The organism is Curtobacterium sp. L1-20 (assembly GCF_048755855.1).
GTDB lineage: Bacteria > Actinomycetota > Actinomycetes > Actinomycetales > Microbacteriaceae > Curtobacterium.
This window is the reverse complement of the sequence record NZ_CP151473.1, coordinates 3,320,491-3,333,841: the sequence shown is the minus strand read 5'-3', so window position 1 is coordinate 3,333,841 and position 13,351 is coordinate 3,320,491. Positions and strand designations below refer to the sequence as shown.

Sequence of the window (13,351 nt, the reverse complement as noted above, 5' to 3'; positions counted from 1 at the left end):
ACGATGAGCGACGTGATCGCAGCGGAGCGCACCCGGACGAACTGGGCCGGCAACGTCACCTACCGGGCGTCCGGGCTGGCGCGGCCGACCTCCGTCGACGAGGTGCAGCGGCTCGTCGCGAGCACGCCGCGCCTGACGGCGCTCGGGTCCCGGCACTCGTTCAACACGATCGCCGACACGGACGCCCTGCAGGTGTCGCTGGCGGACCTGCCGCCGGTCCTCGACGTCGACGCGGACCGTCGGGTCGTGCGCGTCGCCGCGGGCATGGTGCACAGCCAGGTGGCGGCCGGCCTGGAGGCGCGTGGCTGGGCCCTCGCGAACCTCGCGTCCCTGCCGCACATCTCCACCGCCGGAGCGGTCGCCACCGGCACGCACGGCTCCGGGGTCCGCAACGCGTCGCTCGCGCAGGCGGTGGTCGGCCTCGAGGTCGTCCGCGCCGACGGGTCGGTGGCGTGGGTGGACGCCTCGTCGCCGGACGGTGCGCTCGACGCGCACCGGGTGGCGCTCGGGGCGCTCGGCGTCGTCACCGCGGTGGAGCTCGCGATCGAGCCGACGTTCGAGGTCGCGACGACCGTGCACCTCGACCTGCCGTGGGACGCGGTCCTCGAGCACTTCGACGCCGTGGTGTCGGACGCGTACTCGGTGTCGCTGTTCACGTCGTTCGACGACCGCGGCGCCCGGCAGGTCTGGGTGAAGCACCGGACCGACGAGCCGGCGCCGTCCGTCGACCTCGTCGCACTCGGCGCCCGACCGGCCACGGGACCCGTGCACCCGGGGGAGAACGACCCGGCGGGCGTGACCGAGCAGGGTGGTGTCCCCGGACCGTGGTCCGAGCGGCTCCCGCACTTCCGGTCGTCGTTCACCCCGTCGACCGGGGCGGAGATCCAGGCCGAGTACCTCGTCCCCGCCGGGTCGGCCGTCGCGGCGCTGCAGGCGCTCCGGCCCCTCGAGCCGGTCTTCGCGCCGCTGCTCATCGCCGCCGAGGTCCGGACCGTCGCGCCGGACACCGCGTGGCTCGCGCCCTCGTCCGGACGGCAGTCGGTCGGCCTCCACTTCACCTTCCGCCGCGACACCGAGGCGGTGGCCGCAGCGGTCGAGCGCATCGAGCAGGTGCTCGCGCCGTTCGACGCCCGGCCGCACTGGGGGAAGGTCTCCGGGATGGGGGCCGAGCGCCTGCACGAGGTCTACCCGCGGCTCGGGTCGTTCGCCGCACTGGCGCGGGACCTCGACCCGGCCGGCCGGTTCCGGAACCTGTTCCTGGCGCGCGTGCTGTCCTGACGGCGAGCCGCGCGGGCGTGCACGGCTCGCACCCGCGTGGCGGACGCGCCGCACGCGGGCGTGCGCTGGTTGCTCGAACGTGCGCGGCCGGCTCACAGCAACTCCGGATGCGTTCGGGGGCTGTCCCACCGGGCGGTCGCTGGGAGCGCACATGTACGAACGCAAAGGTCGGGGCATGGCGAACCTCAACCGCATCATCGGCATGGCCTCGAAGGTCATCGACAAGCAGCTCCAGAAGCGCGGTCAGGGCGGCGTCCCGACGTCGGGCACCGGCCCGCAGCAGGGCGCGACGGACTGGCGGGACATCGTCCGCACGGCCGCCGACAAGCTGACCGGCGACGACCGGAACCCCCAGCAGCGGACGCCGCAGCAGTCCGGCCCGCAGCAGCCGCACCAGCAGAGCCAGGCGCAGTACGGCCAGCCGCAGCCGCAGCCGCAGCCGCACCACCAGGGCCAGCCGCAGCACGGCCAGGCGCACGGACACGCCGATCCGGACGCGGTGGCCCTCGCGAAGTACGACTACCTCCTCCGCACCGCGTCCCCGGACCAGATCGAGCAGGTGCACCACGACGCGTTCGCACGCCTGACCCCGGCGCAGCGCCAGCAGATCCGGAACCGCCTGGACTCCGAGCTCCCGCCGCACGAGCACCTGCGCGACGACTCGGCCGGCAGCATGGCGCGGGCGATGACCCGAGGCGAGATGGCCCGACCGGGGCTGATCCGGCGCGTCCTCGGCGGTTCCCGTTCCGGGCGGCCGGGCTCGAGCGGTCGCGGCGGAGCCTTCGCCGGCGGAGCCGCGGTCGGTGCCGGGGCGATGGCGCTCGGCGGTCTCGGCGTCGCGGTCGCCGGCGGGGCAGTGCTGAGCGCCGCGGCCGGACCCGTCCTCGCGGCGGCGGCCAGCTCGGGCGTCGACTTCGAGGGGATCGCGTCGGGCATCGGCGACCTCGGGCTCGCCGACCTCGGAGGCGGGGTCGAGGGACTCGCCGGCGAGGGGGAGCAGCTCCTCCATGGGTTCGGCGAGCAGGTCTCCGGTCTCGGCGAGCAGGCGTCGAACCTGGGGAACGACTTCCTCGGCGGGCTGTTCGACCGCTGACGCGGGCGGGGCGGCCCGGGCGGGGGAGCGGCAGTCGGCGTGGGGCCGGCAGCGCGCGCGGCGCCGGTTCGATGTGGACGCATCGGGAATAGCGGGACGTGGCACCGGACTTGGACCGTTACGTCGTACGACGTCCGTGGCGCGCGGGATTCGGACGGGTGACCCCCGCGGTGTCAGGATGGACGCCGCCCGGTGGCCCCGGATCAGGAGCGCCGCCACGACCCGTCCGGTCGCCCCCACCCCCCCCTTCCCCACGAGGAGCAGCATCGTCATGAGACGCCCCAAGCGCCTGACCATCACCGCGGCGGTCGCCGCAGCAGCAGCACTGGTGCTCACCGGCTGCTCGGGCGGGGGAGCATCGGACGACGCGTCGAGCGGCACCAGCAAGGGCGGGACCCTCAACATCCTCACGCCGCTGACGGCCGTGCACTTCGACCCGGCGACCAGCCAGAGCCTCGGCATCACGTCGATGGGCCTGATCGCCCGTCGACTGACCACGTGGGACGTCGAACCGGGCAAGACCGCGAAGGTCGTCCCGGACCTCGCCACGAACACCGGCGACTCGAGCGACGGCGGCAAGACCTGGACGTACCACCTCAAGGACGGCCTGAAGTTCCAGGACGGCACGCCCATCACCACCAAGGACATCAAGTGGGGCATCGAGCGCTCGTTCGCGCCGACCCTGACCGGTGGCCTGAGCTACCACAAGTCGCTCCTCGTCGGCGGTGACACGTACAAGGGCCCGTTCGACGGCAAGACCCTCGACAGCATCGAGACCCCGGACGACTCGACGATCGTCTTCAAGCTCAACGCGGCGTACGGCGACTGGCCGTGGCTCGCCTCGATGCCCGCCTTCACGCCGGTCCCCGAGGGGCAGGGCACGAACACCGGTGACTACGACCTGAAGCCGGTCGCGAGCGGCCCGTACCAGATCCAGTCCAACCAGCAGGGCTCGCAGGTCACGCTCGTCCGGAACAAGGAGTGGAGCGCGAAGACCGACTCCGTCCGCACCGCCGGCCCGTCGAAGATCGTCTTCAAGGAGAGCCAGGACGCCTCCACCACGACGCAGAGCCTGATCGCCGACAACGGCGACGCGAAGGACTCCTTCGGCGCCGTCTACCTCGGCGCCGCCGAGCTCAACCAGGTGCGCTCGAACCCCGCCGCGCAGGACCGCCTCGCGACGTCGAAGGCCGGCCCCATCAACTACATGGCGATCAACACGCAGCGCGGGAAGCTCAAGGACCTCAAGGTCCGCCAGGCCCTGCAGTACGCGGTCGACCGCAAGTCGTTCCGCATCGCCGCGGGCGGTGCACTCGCCGGCACCTACGCGTCGACGCTGATCACGCCCGGCATCGAGGGCCGCAAGGACTACGACCTCTACAAGACGAGTGCGACGGGGGATGTCGACAAGGCGAAGTCGCTCCTGGCCGAGGCGGGCGCCACGAACCTCAAGCTGACGCTCGTCACGCAGAACGACCCGACGTACCTCGCCCAGGCGCAGGCGCTGCAGGCGGGTCTGAAGCGCGCGGGGATCACCGTGACGCTGAAGCCGCTGGACTACGACTCCTTCACACAGGCGACGACGAACGGCACGGACTTCGACCTGGCCCTGTCGAGCTGGCAGCCGGACTTCCCGAGCGCGAACGCCAACATCCAGCCCCTGTTCGCCTCGTCGCAGATCGGCGGCGGCGGGACCAACGTCTCGAAGTACAGCAACCCGGACGTCGACGCGCTCATCGCGAAGGCCACCGGCACGGTCGACCGGAGCGCGGCCGAGAAGCTGTGGGCCGAGGCCGACCGGAAGATCATGGCCGACGCCCCGGTCGTCCCGCTGATCTACGCGAAGCAGTCGTTCCTGGCGGGGTCGGACGTCCAGAACTTCCAGATCGCGGACTTCCCGGCGTACCCGAACTACCTCAAGGTCTCGCTCGCCAAGTGAGTCCCGCGCTGCTCGAGGTCGAGGGGCTCCGCGTCGCGTTCGGCGACGCGGAGCCCGTCGTCCGTGACGTCACCTTCTCGTTGACGCCCGGTCGCGTGCTCGCCCTGGTCGGCGAGTCCGGCTCGGGCAAGTCCGTGAGCGCCATGAGCGTGCTCGGACTGCTGCCGCCCGAGGCACACGTCTCGGGCAGCATCCGGTTCCGCGACGAGCAACTCGTCGGGGCGTCCGACGAGGTGCTCCGTGCGGTCCGCGGCGCCGGCATCGGCGTGGTGTTCCAGGAGCCGATGAACTCCTTCACGCCCGTCCTGTCGATCGGGACGCAGATCGCGGAGGCAGTGCGCGCGCACCCGACGGGGCTGGACCGTGGCCAGGTGTCGGACCGGGTCGACGCGCTGCTGCGCTCGGCCGGGCTGACCGACCCGGAGCGGATCCGGAAGGCGTACCCGCACGAGCTGTCCGGCGGCCAGCTGCAGCGGGCCATGATCGCGATGGCGCTGGCGGGCGACCCGGTGGCGCTCATCGCGGACGAGCCCACCACCGCGCTCGACGTGACGGTGCAGGCGGGGATCCTCGACCTGCTGCGACGGCTCGGGCGCGAGCGCGGGCTCGCCGTGCTCCTCATCACCCACGACATGGGCGTGGTCGCCGACGTCGCCGACGAGGTGCTCGTCCTGCGTCGTGGGGACCCGGTGGAGCACGGGACCGTCACCGACGTCTTCGCCCACCCGACCGCCGACTACACGCGCGAGCTGCTGGCCGCCGTCCCGAGCCTGGAGGCGCGACCCACCGACCCGACGGACGCTGCGGCGGACCCGGCGGACGCTGGTCGCGCCTCCCGGCCGCTCGTCGCGCAGCTGCGCGACGTCGCCGTGCGGTACGGGCGCCGCGGCGACCCGACCGTCTCGGGCATCGACCTGGACCTGCGGGCCGGGTCGACCCTCGGCCTGGTGGGGGAGTCCGGCTCCGGTAAGTCGACCATCGGGCGCGCGCTCGCCGGGCTCGTGCCGGTCGTCGCGGGAACGGTCGAGGTGGACGGCAGCGACCTCCGCACGGCTCGTGGCCGGCGACTGCGGGAGCTCCGCAGCCGCGTCGGCATCGTCTTCCAGGACCCGGCGTCGTCGCTCAACCCACGCCAGACGATCGGGTGGAGCATCGCGGAACCGCTCCTCGTGCACGGCACCGCCTCGGCGGCGGAACGCGCCGGACGTGTACGCGAGCTCCTCACCGCCGTGCAGCTCGACCCGTCGTGGGCCGAGCGGTTCCCGCACCAGCTCTCCGGCGGCCAGCGGCAACGGGTCGCGGTCGCGCGGGCGCTCGCGCTCCGGCCGGCGCTCGTGATCGCCGACGAGCCGACCTCCGCGCTGGACGTCACCGTGCAGGCCGCCGTGCTCGACCTGCTCTCCGCGCTGCAGGACGACTTCGGGTTCGGGATGCTGCTCATCAGCCACGACCTGGCCGTCGTCCGGCAGCTGGCCGACGAGGTCGTCGTCCTCCACCGCGGCCGCGTGGTGGAACGCGGCACGACCGAGGCCGTGCTCGACGACCCGCAGCAGGACTACACGCGCATGCTCCTCGCGGCGGCGCCCGTCGCCGACCCCGTGCGACAGGCCGCCCGTCGCGAGGCGTGGCGAGCATCGGAAGGGGTGGCCTCGTGACCGCCAACGTCGTCGACCGTCCGGTCTCGGCATCCGCGGGCCGGAGCACCGGCTTCCGGGCCGTCGTCCGGCGGGTGCGCCGAGACCGCTGGGCCGTGGCCGCCGCGGTGGTCATCGTCGTGTTCCTCGTGGTGGCCGTGGCCGCGCCGCTCATCGCCGCCCTGAGCGGTCAGGACCCGTACGGGTACCACATCGACGCGCTCAACTCGTTCGGTGCGCCGAAGGGCGGTGGCGGCGGCATCAGCGGCGAGCACTGGTTCGGCGTCGAGCCGCTCACCGGGCGCGACCTGTTCGCCATCGTCACGTACGGTGCCCGCACGTCCCTCGGCATCGGGCTCGCGGCGACCGTCGTGTCCATCGTGATCGGCGTGCTCGTCGGCGTCACGACGGGCTTCTTCGGCGGCTGGTACGACCGGGTGCTGTCCCGCGTCGTCGACGTCATCTTCGGGTTCCCGTCCCTCGTGTTCATGATCGCCCTCACCGCGATCGTGCCGACGTCGTTCCCGAAGCCCGTGCTCGTCGTGCTCGTCATCGGCTTCTTCGGCTGGCCGTCGGTCGCCCGCGTCGTCCGCGGGCAGACGCTGTCGCTCGTCGGCCGGAACTACGTCGTCGCCTCCACGGCGATGGGCGCCGGGCGCTGGCACGTCATCCGGACGCAGCTGCTGCCGAACCTCGCGGCGACGATCACGGTCTACGCCACGATCTCGATCCCCTCGATGATCGGTGCCGAGGCCGCGCTGTCGTTCCTCGCGGTCGGCGTCACCCCGCCCACGCCGTCCTGGGGCCGCAGCATCGGGGACGCGATCGGGTGGGTGCAGACCGATCCGATGTACCTAGTGTTCCCCGGGGCGGCGCTCTTCCTCGTGACCCTGGCCTTCAACGTGCTCGGCGACGCCCTGCGCGACGCCCTCGACCCGCGAGGAGGCACCCGGTGAGCACCTTCCGCTTCATCGCCATCCGCGTGCTCGGCGCGCTCGTCGTCCTGTTCGTCGTCGCCGCCGTCACCTACGCGCTGTTCATGCTCCTGCCGACGAACCCGGCGCGGGCGATCTGCGACAAGCCCTGCACGCCGGACCGGCTGCGCGAGGTGCAGGCGTTCCTCGGCACCGACAAGCCGTGGATCGCACAGTTCGGGGCGTACCTCGCGGGCATCTTCGCCGGCCGGACGTTCGGGTCCGGGGCGTCGGTGATCCACTGCGCGGCCCCGTGCTTCGGCTACTCGTTCCAGCTGCACGACAGCGTGACGAGCCTCATCGCGAGTCGACTGCCCGTGACGGCGTCGATCGCGGTCGGGGCGGCGGTGCTGTGGCTCGTCGCCGGGGTCGCCGGTGGTGCGCTCTCGGCGCTGCGTCGCGGCACCTTCGTCGACCGTGCGGTGATGACCGTGGCGGTCGCCGGCGTCTCCGCCCCGGCCTACCTCGTCGGGCTGCTCGGCATCCTGCTGTTCGGCTTCGTGCTCGGGGTCCTGCCGACGAGTGGCTACGTGCCCTTCGCGGAGGACCCGGTCGGCTGGTTCACGCACCTGCTCCTGCCGTGGTGCGTCCTCGCGTTCATCAGCGCCGCGATCTACGCTCGGCTGACCCGTGGCGAGATGCTCGAGTCGATGTCGCAGGACTTCGTCCGGACGGCGCGCGCGAAGGGTCTGCGCGAGCGCCAGGTCGTGGTGCGCCACGGCCTGCGAACGGCGATCCTGCCCGTCGTCACCCTGTTCGGGCTCGACCTCGGGTCGCTGCTCGGCGGTGCCGTCATCACCGAGAAGGTGTTCTCGATGCAGGGGCTCGGTGCGTTGCTCATCGACGCCGTGCACACGCTCGACCTGCAGGTCGTCGTCGGGTTCACGGTGTTCTCGGCGCTCATCATCGTCACGGCGAACGTGGTCGTCGACGTCGTCTACGCGTTCGTCGACCCCCGGGTGCGGGCGAGGCGGTAGGCCGCGCCGTCGTCCGTCCGCTCGAGGAGCCCGAGGTCGACGGCGTCCCGCCGCACCACCGCGACGTCCTCGGCGAACATCGCGATCGCCGCGTTGAGCACCGGCTCGGGGACCGGACGTGCACCGCCGAGTCGTTCGAACACCAGCGTCACGATCCGCACGGAGACCGGGTGGCGCTGGTCGTCCGACACGGGCATGCGGGCGATGCGGTCGAACTCGAGCAGCGCCGACGGTGCCTGCAACCGCTGCAGGTCCTGCACGGTCCGCCCGAGCAGCGGCGTGTCCGGCCCGTCGTCGCCGAGCCAGTCGAACGCCGCGATCGCCGAGCGCGTCCGGTCGTCGAGGTCCGCCCCGCCGACGACGGCGGCACGCAGGGTGGGGCTCGCCAGCACGGCGACCGCCTGACGGGCCCGACCGAGTGCCGCGCGCACGTCCATCAGAAGTACGTGATGCCGTGCGGGGCCCGCGGCGGCGTCAGCATCGCCCGCAGCAGCGCCGGCGCAGCCGGGTCGGACGCCCGGAGCAGGCCGGCGGCGGCGAGGGTCACCGGTGAGACGGACCCGATGAGCAGCGCACCGAGGTCCGCCACGTCGAGCTGGAGGTCGGAGCCGGCCACGTCGGCGTCGTCGGCCGTCCGCGTGACCGTGCCCCGCGCCTCCTGGACGTCCAGGCGGTACGTGCCGGAGGCGAACCCGAGCGCGTCCGTCACGGCGAGCGTCAGCGAGCCGTCGACGGCGTACGGGCGCGAGGTGAGCACGGCGGGCACGTCGAGGACACGGAGCCAGACGTGGTCCTCCTCGTGGTCGACGTCGTACGCGCGGTTGTCACCGAGCGCGGCGACGATCGGGTCGTCGAGCCGCGACCGCTTGTACACGACGACGTCGTTCAGGTCGATCGACAGCAGGAACTCCCACAGGGACAGGTAGGCGGCGTCGGTCGCGTAGACGAGGTCGACGACCTCGAGCACGGTGTCACTGCCGCGGCCCTCGGTGACCCGCCAGGTCACGTAGCCGTCGACCTCGTCCGAGCCCTCGGGGCGGTGCACCGCGGCGCGGACGTCCTTCGCCTTCTCGCCGGCGTTGTCGCGGAGCCCGAGCGCCACCGGCCAGGTCCCCGCGTTGCGCACCATCGAACCGGGGGTGCGGGCGTCGAAGCGGTCGAAGACCTGCCGTGCCGTGCCGCCGGCGAGCCACTCCGGCGTGACGACGCTGACGGTCCCGCTCGTCGGGGCCAGCAGGGGGAGTGCACGGGCGCGGCGGACGCTGATCGCGCGTTCCCGGATGGCGCTGCCGAAGCCGAAGCGCCGGTAGATGGTGCCCTCCGAGGCGGTGAGCGAGGCCAGCGCGTAGCCCTCGGCGACACCGCGCTCGAGGGCATGTGTCATCATCCGGCGGAGGATCCCGCGGCGGCGCTCGGTGGGTCGGACCGTCACCGCGGAGATCGCCTGCGTGTCGATCGAGGCGCCGTCCCCCCAGCTCAGGGCCTTCCGGAACCACGCGAAGGTGCCGGCGGGCCAGGTCTCGTCGACGGAGCCGGGTGCGGGGCGGCGGACGTACGCGCCGAGCCAGGTGTTCCCGTCCTCGATGAAGTGCTCCACCATGCGGGCGGCCGCTTCGTCCCCCGGGTGCGGTTCGTGGAAGCCGAGCCCGACGGCCTGCATCCAGGCCTCGGTCTCGGCGTCCGGCGCCCCCTGGTCGTCCGTCCGGGGCGCGAAGTCGCGCAGCTCGTAGCGGTCGTCGAATGCCTCGTTGCTCACGATCCGACACTATCGGGGCGGTCCGCGTCCGTGCCGGACGGCGGCGTGTCCGGTCGGTCCTGGAGGCACGGCTCGCCTCCGCCCCGCCGGTGCGGCCGAGGGCGGACCAGTCCAGAACGCGCGTTCCCCGTTGTGGGGGGTACCGCGCGCACGCTCCGTTCTGCTGGCATGTATGCATGCACATCGAATCGCCGCTGCCGTCCGTCGACGCAGCGTCCCTGCGCGCGACGGTCGTCGAGGGGATGATCCACGCACTCCGGACCCGCCCGCTGCACGAGGTCACCCCGGCCGTCGTCGCGTCCGCCTCCGGCGAGTCCGTCGAGGTCGTCGAGCGCACCTTCCCGAGCTGGGACGGCCTGCTCCTCGCGACCATCGACCGGTGGAACGACCAGCGCACGGCCCCGCTCATGCCCATCGCCGAGCAGCGCGGCGCCGTGCTGTTCCTGCGCGCGATCGTCACGTCGAACATCGCCGACCCGTCGCTGATGCGCTTCCTGACGGCGACGCTGAACATCGCCGCGTCGCCCGAGCACCCGCTCGCCCCCATGCTGCACGCCCGCTGGCGCCGCTTCCACGCCTTCGTGCAGCACGCGCTGCAGCGGGACGTCCTGCTCGGGCGCGAGCCCGGCACCATGGAACCGGCGCGTGGGTCGGAGCAGCTGCTCGCGACGTACGAGGGCCTGCAGCTGCAGTCGATGGTCCGCCCGGACATGGACCTGCTCGAGTCCTTCGACCGCGCCGTCACCCGTCTGCGCGAGGGGTGGACGCGGACGTACGTCGCCCCCGTGTGGGACCTCGACCTGGTCGGATGACCGGTCGCCGAGGCCGAGGACGCTAGGGCGTCCGAGGGCAGACGCTCGTCGTCTGCACGTGCCGCCACTCGATTCGGGTTCGAGTGGCGGCACGAACACCACCCACCACCCCACTCGACGCCGCACCGAAGCGGTGCCGGCGACGAACGCGGAACCACGATGCTCCCCCAGATGCTCTCGGTCGCTGCCGAGCCGTTCGACCACGACGATGCGGTCCGGCTCCGCGCGGCCGCCCGGATCGAGGTCGACCGTGTCTACGGCCGACCGTCGGACCACGGGCGACCGCTGACCGAGGCGACCGCCGCCGTGCACGTCCTGGCGCGTGACCGGTCGGGGTTGGCGCTCGGCACCGCCTCGTTGAGCGCGGCCGGCGACGGCGTCTTCGAGGTACGCCGACTGTTCGTGCGGCCGGACTCCCGTGGCCAGGGTGTCGGGGACGCACTGCTGCTCGAGCTGCTCGCGCAGGCGGAGGAGCTGCAGGCACCCGCCGTCGTCGCGGAGATCGGCCCGCTTCAGCCGCACGCCGCCGCGCTGCTGGTCCGACACGGCTTCACGCGCATCCGGTCCTTCGGTCCCTACCGGGAGCGCCCCGAGTCGGTCTGCTTCTCGCGACCGCTCTGACGCCGTCGACCGTCAGGTGAGGACCACCTGCGCATGGACGAGGATCTCGTGCAGGTCGGGGCGCAACCGGTCCTGCGAGTCGGTGCGGACCTTGACGACGAGCGCGGCTCCCGGCTTCGCGAACGCGCGGGCGACGGTCGCCGACCACGTGCCGTCCGACTGGTGACCGGCGATCGACAGGAACTGGGCGGTGCCCCCGGTCGCCGTCGGCAGGAGCTGCTCCTCGAGCCGCTCGGCGGGCAGCCCGGCCGCCGTGAACAGCTGCTCGGTCGCGGCCCGGTCGCCGATCGACGGGTCGAGGTCGGTGATGCGCTGCTGCGTGACCGTCGCGACCGCGCCGTCGGAGCGCGTGTACTCGCGCGAGCCGGCGGTCGTGTCCTCCCCGGTCTGCGTCCACCCGTCGAGTGCGGACACCTCGAGACCGAAGGCCGGCAACGAGCTCGCGGGCACCGCGGCGCCGTCCTCGAACGTCAGGTCCGTCAGCTCCGCGGCGCCCGCCGACGCGGACGAGGACGGTGACGGCGTGTCCGACGGCGCCGTCGAGCGTGCCGACGGTCGGTGCGTCGCACCGTCGGAGTCGGTGCTCCGTGCGCTGGTGCCCGCACCACCGGTCCCGGCGCAGCCGGTGAGCGCGAGTGCGGCGATCAGCGCGACCGTGCCGGCGATCGTGGTCCTGGGCGTGCTGGAGATGACGGACATGTGGTTCCCCCTTGCCTCCGCCCGTGCCCCCTGCACCGGCGAGTCCGTCTGCGAGCATACGGGTCGGGGTCGTCGGCGGTGCGGAGGTGGTCGTCTGCGCGGCTGCGGCGCTGCGCGGCTGTTCGTTTCGCGGCTGCGCGGCTGCGTGTGTGTGCGTCAGCGCGTCTGGGCGGAGATCAGGTCGAGGACCTCGTCGACGACGGCGGTCATCGGGCGGTCCTCCGGCTCGGCCGCCCAGGTGTCGAGCGCGACCTGGAAGGCCAGGATGCCGAGCTCCGCGAGCACGGTGGCCTGCAGGGGCGTCTCGCCGCGGTCGACGAACGCGACCCGGGCGGCGCGGACCATGTCGGCGCGCTTGCGGGCGTCGCGGTCACGGAGTTCGTCGTTCGCGAGGATCATCGCCCGCCACGTGCCGACCTGGTGCCGGTCGCCTGTGAACCGCTCCTCGGCCACCCGGTGCAGGACCTGGCGGAGCACGGCCATCGGCGCGAGGTCAGACGGGGCCTCGGCGACCAGCCGTGCGGCGTTCTCGGGGATGTCGTCGCCGCCGAAGACGACCTCGCGCTTGTCGGCGAAGTACCGGAAGAAGGTGCGGGTGGTCAGGCCCGCCCGTGCGGTGATCTGCGGGACGGTCGTCGCGGCGTAGCCCTGTTCGGCGAAGAGCTCGACGGCGGCCCGTTCGAGTCGTCCGCGCGCGTCCGGTGCCCATCGCATCACTCCAGCGTACCGCAACGACACGACGTGCCATGGCGTACGATGACACGAAGTGTCATCAACGAGAGGCCGACATGGACCAGCACCACGACGGGGACGACCACCGGGACCCGGGCGACGAACGCCGGCTGTCGGAAGGGACGGCCGGGGGCGCGCCGGACGCGACGCCGCGCACGATCCTGGTGTTCGGCGCGACCGGGCAGACCGGACGGCACTTCATCCGCCACCCGCTCCGCGACGGGCACCGGGTCAGGGTCCTCGTCCGCACCCCCGCGAAGCTCGACCGCGACGGCGTGGACCCCGCCGCCCTCGAGGTCGTCCAGGGGTCGGTGGTCAACGACCTCGACCTCGACGCACTGGTCGACGGCGTCGACGCGGTGGTGTGCCTGCTGGGCGATCGTGCCGCCCAGCAGGTCCGACCGGTCAACACCGACTTCGTGCGGCGACTCGTCCCCGCGATGCGCCGACACGGAGTGGACCGGCTGCTCTACCAGGCGGGCGGGCTCAGCGCTCCGCCGGACCGACCCCTGCCCCTGGCGCTCCGTGCGGTGCGGGCCACGATCGCGCGCTCGTACGACGGGCAGCACCGCGACAACGAAGCGGTCATGCGGTACCTGACGGACGACGCGATGGACCTGTCCTGGGTCGTGCACCGCGCCGGAATCGGGTCGGACGGGCCGTCCAAGGGCGTTCTCGTGCGGTCCGCCGGTCGGCCGAGCATCGCGACGTTCGGTGACTGCGCGGCGTACGACTACCGGCTGCTGACCGACGCGTCGGCGGTGCACACCTGCGACCCCAGCATCTACGCGCGGCGCGCGGGGGTGCGCTGAGGGCGCGGTGCCCAGGGGTGCTCG

At 72.9% G+C, this 13,351-nt stretch carries 13 protein-coding genes; 9 read left to right on the top strand and 4 right to left on the bottom strand.

The window, feature by feature from the left end; genetic code table 11:
- Positions 1-12 precede the first annotated feature (12 nt).
- The 6 genes from AAEP86_RS17160 (at position 13) to AAEP86_RS17135 (ending at position 7,895) form a co-directional block, all read left to right on the top strand.
- Positions 13-1,278, top strand: coding sequence for an FAD-binding protein (locus AAEP86_RS17160; RefSeq protein WP_420368485.1), 1,266 nt, complete (start codon positions 13-15; stop codon positions 1,276-1,278).
- 175 nt (positions 1,279-1,453) lie between these two features.
- A complete protein-coding gene (locus AAEP86_RS17155) occupies positions 1,454-2,371 on the top strand; it encodes a cation-transporting ATPase (protein ID WP_420368484.1) in 918 nt (305 codons plus the stop codon).
- 271 nt (positions 2,372-2,642) lie between these two features.
- A complete protein-coding gene (locus tag AAEP86_RS17150) occupies positions 2,643-4,310 on the top strand; it encodes an ABC transporter substrate-binding protein (protein ID WP_420368483.1) in 1,668 nt (555 codons plus the stop codon).
- Positions 4,307-5,965 (top strand): dipeptide ABC transporter ATP-binding protein, encoded by a 1,659-nt coding sequence (locus AAEP86_RS17145; RefSeq protein ID WP_420368482.1) that lies wholly within the window; start codon positions 4,307-4,309, stop codon positions 5,963-5,965. The genes AAEP86_RS17150 and AAEP86_RS17145 overlap by 4 nt, the downstream gene beginning before the upstream one ends.
- Complete coding sequence (locus AAEP86_RS17140; RefSeq protein ID WP_420368481.1) at positions 5,962-6,900, top strand: ABC transporter permease; 939 nt, start codon at positions 5,962-5,964, stop codon at positions 6,898-6,900. Before AAEP86_RS17145 ends, AAEP86_RS17140 begins: the two co-directional genes overlap by 4 nt.
- The gene (locus AAEP86_RS17135; protein WP_420368480.1) at positions 6,897-7,895 is read left to right on the top strand and encodes an ABC transporter permease; all 999 of its coding nucleotides are present in this window, start codon (positions 6,897-6,899) and stop codon (positions 7,893-7,895) included. The genes AAEP86_RS17140 and AAEP86_RS17135 overlap by 4 nt, the downstream gene beginning before the upstream one ends.
- Here AAEP86_RS17135 and AAEP86_RS17130 read toward each other — a convergent pair.
- The gene (locus tag AAEP86_RS17130) at positions 7,856-8,332 is read right to left on the bottom strand and encodes a DUF2087 domain-containing protein (protein WP_420368479.1); all 477 of its coding nucleotides are present in this window, start codon (positions 8,330-8,332) and stop codon (positions 7,856-7,858) included. The two genes, AAEP86_RS17135 and AAEP86_RS17130, sit on opposite strands and share 40 nt — an antisense overlap.
- The gene (locus tag AAEP86_RS17125) at positions 8,332-9,651 is read right to left on the bottom strand and encodes a GNAT family N-acetyltransferase (protein ID WP_420368478.1); all 1,320 of its coding nucleotides are present in this window, start codon (positions 9,649-9,651) and stop codon (positions 8,332-8,334) included. Before AAEP86_RS17125 ends, AAEP86_RS17130 begins: the two co-directional genes overlap by 1 nt.
- A 176-nt stretch (positions 9,652-9,827) precedes the next feature.
- On the opposite strand from AAEP86_RS17125, the gene AAEP86_RS17120 reads away from it, so the two are divergent.
- On the top strand, positions 9,828-10,463 hold the full coding sequence (locus AAEP86_RS17120) for a TetR/AcrR family transcriptional regulator (RefSeq protein WP_420368477.1): 636 nt from the start codon (positions 9,828-9,830) through the stop codon (positions 10,461-10,463).
- A gap of 171 nt (positions 10,464-10,634) precedes the next feature.
- Positions 10,635-11,084: a GNAT family N-acetyltransferase gene (locus AAEP86_RS17115; RefSeq protein WP_420368476.1), complete on the top strand. Its 450-nt coding sequence runs from the start codon at positions 10,635-10,637 to the stop codon at positions 11,082-11,084.
- A 12-nt stretch (positions 11,085-11,096) separates the two neighbouring features.
- Here AAEP86_RS17115 and AAEP86_RS17110 read toward each other — a convergent pair whose 3' ends face one another.
- Positions 11,097-11,783: a hypothetical protein gene (locus AAEP86_RS17110; RefSeq protein ID WP_420368475.1), complete on the bottom strand. Its 687-nt coding sequence runs from the start codon at positions 11,781-11,783 to the stop codon at positions 11,097-11,099.
- Positions 11,784-11,939: 156 nt separating this feature from the next.
- The gene (locus AAEP86_RS17105; RefSeq protein WP_420368474.1) at positions 11,940-12,497 is read right to left on the bottom strand and encodes a TetR family transcriptional regulator; all 558 of its coding nucleotides are present in this window, start codon (positions 12,495-12,497) and stop codon (positions 11,940-11,942) included.
- A 74-nt stretch (positions 12,498-12,571) separates the two neighbouring features.
- Here AAEP86_RS17105 and AAEP86_RS17100 point away from each other — a divergent pair, with 74 nt between their 5' ends.
- A complete protein-coding gene (locus tag AAEP86_RS17100) occupies positions 12,572-13,327 on the top strand; it encodes an NAD(P)-dependent oxidoreductase (protein WP_420368473.1) in 756 nt (251 codons plus the stop codon).
- Positions 13,328-13,351 lie beyond the last annotated feature (24 nt).

Excerpts from the sequence above, each read along its gene's own strand:
- AAEP86_RS17105 (WP_420368474.1), bottom strand. The coding sequence starts at position 12,497 with ATGCGATGGGCACCGGACGCGCGCGGACGACTCGAACGGGCCGCCGTC.
- AAEP86_RS17115 (WP_420368476.1), top strand. The coding sequence starts at position 10,635 with ATGCTCTCGGTCGCTGCCGAGCCGTTCGACCACGACGATGCGGTCCGG.
- AAEP86_RS17155 (WP_420368484.1), top strand. The coding sequence starts at position 1,454 with ATGGCGAACCTCAACCGCATCATCGGCATGGCCTCGAAGGTCATCGAC.
- AAEP86_RS17110 (WP_420368475.1), bottom strand. The coding sequence starts at position 11,783 with ATGTCCGTCATCTCCAGCACGCCCAGGACCACGATCGCCGGCACGGTC.
- AAEP86_RS17120 (WP_420368477.1), top strand. The coding sequence starts at position 9,828 with ATGCACATCGAATCGCCGCTGCCGTCCGTCGACGCAGCGTCCCTGCGC.
- AAEP86_RS17100 (WP_420368473.1), top strand. The coding sequence starts at position 12,572 with ATGGACCAGCACCACGACGGGGACGACCACCGGGACCCGGGCGACGAA.
- AAEP86_RS17150 (WP_420368483.1), top strand. The coding sequence starts at position 2,643 with ATGAGACGCCCCAAGCGCCTGACCATCACCGCGGCGGTCGCCGCAGCA.
- AAEP86_RS17130 (WP_420368479.1), bottom strand. The coding sequence starts at position 8,332 with ATGGACGTGCGCGCGGCACTCGGTCGGGCCCGTCAGGCGGTCGCCGTG.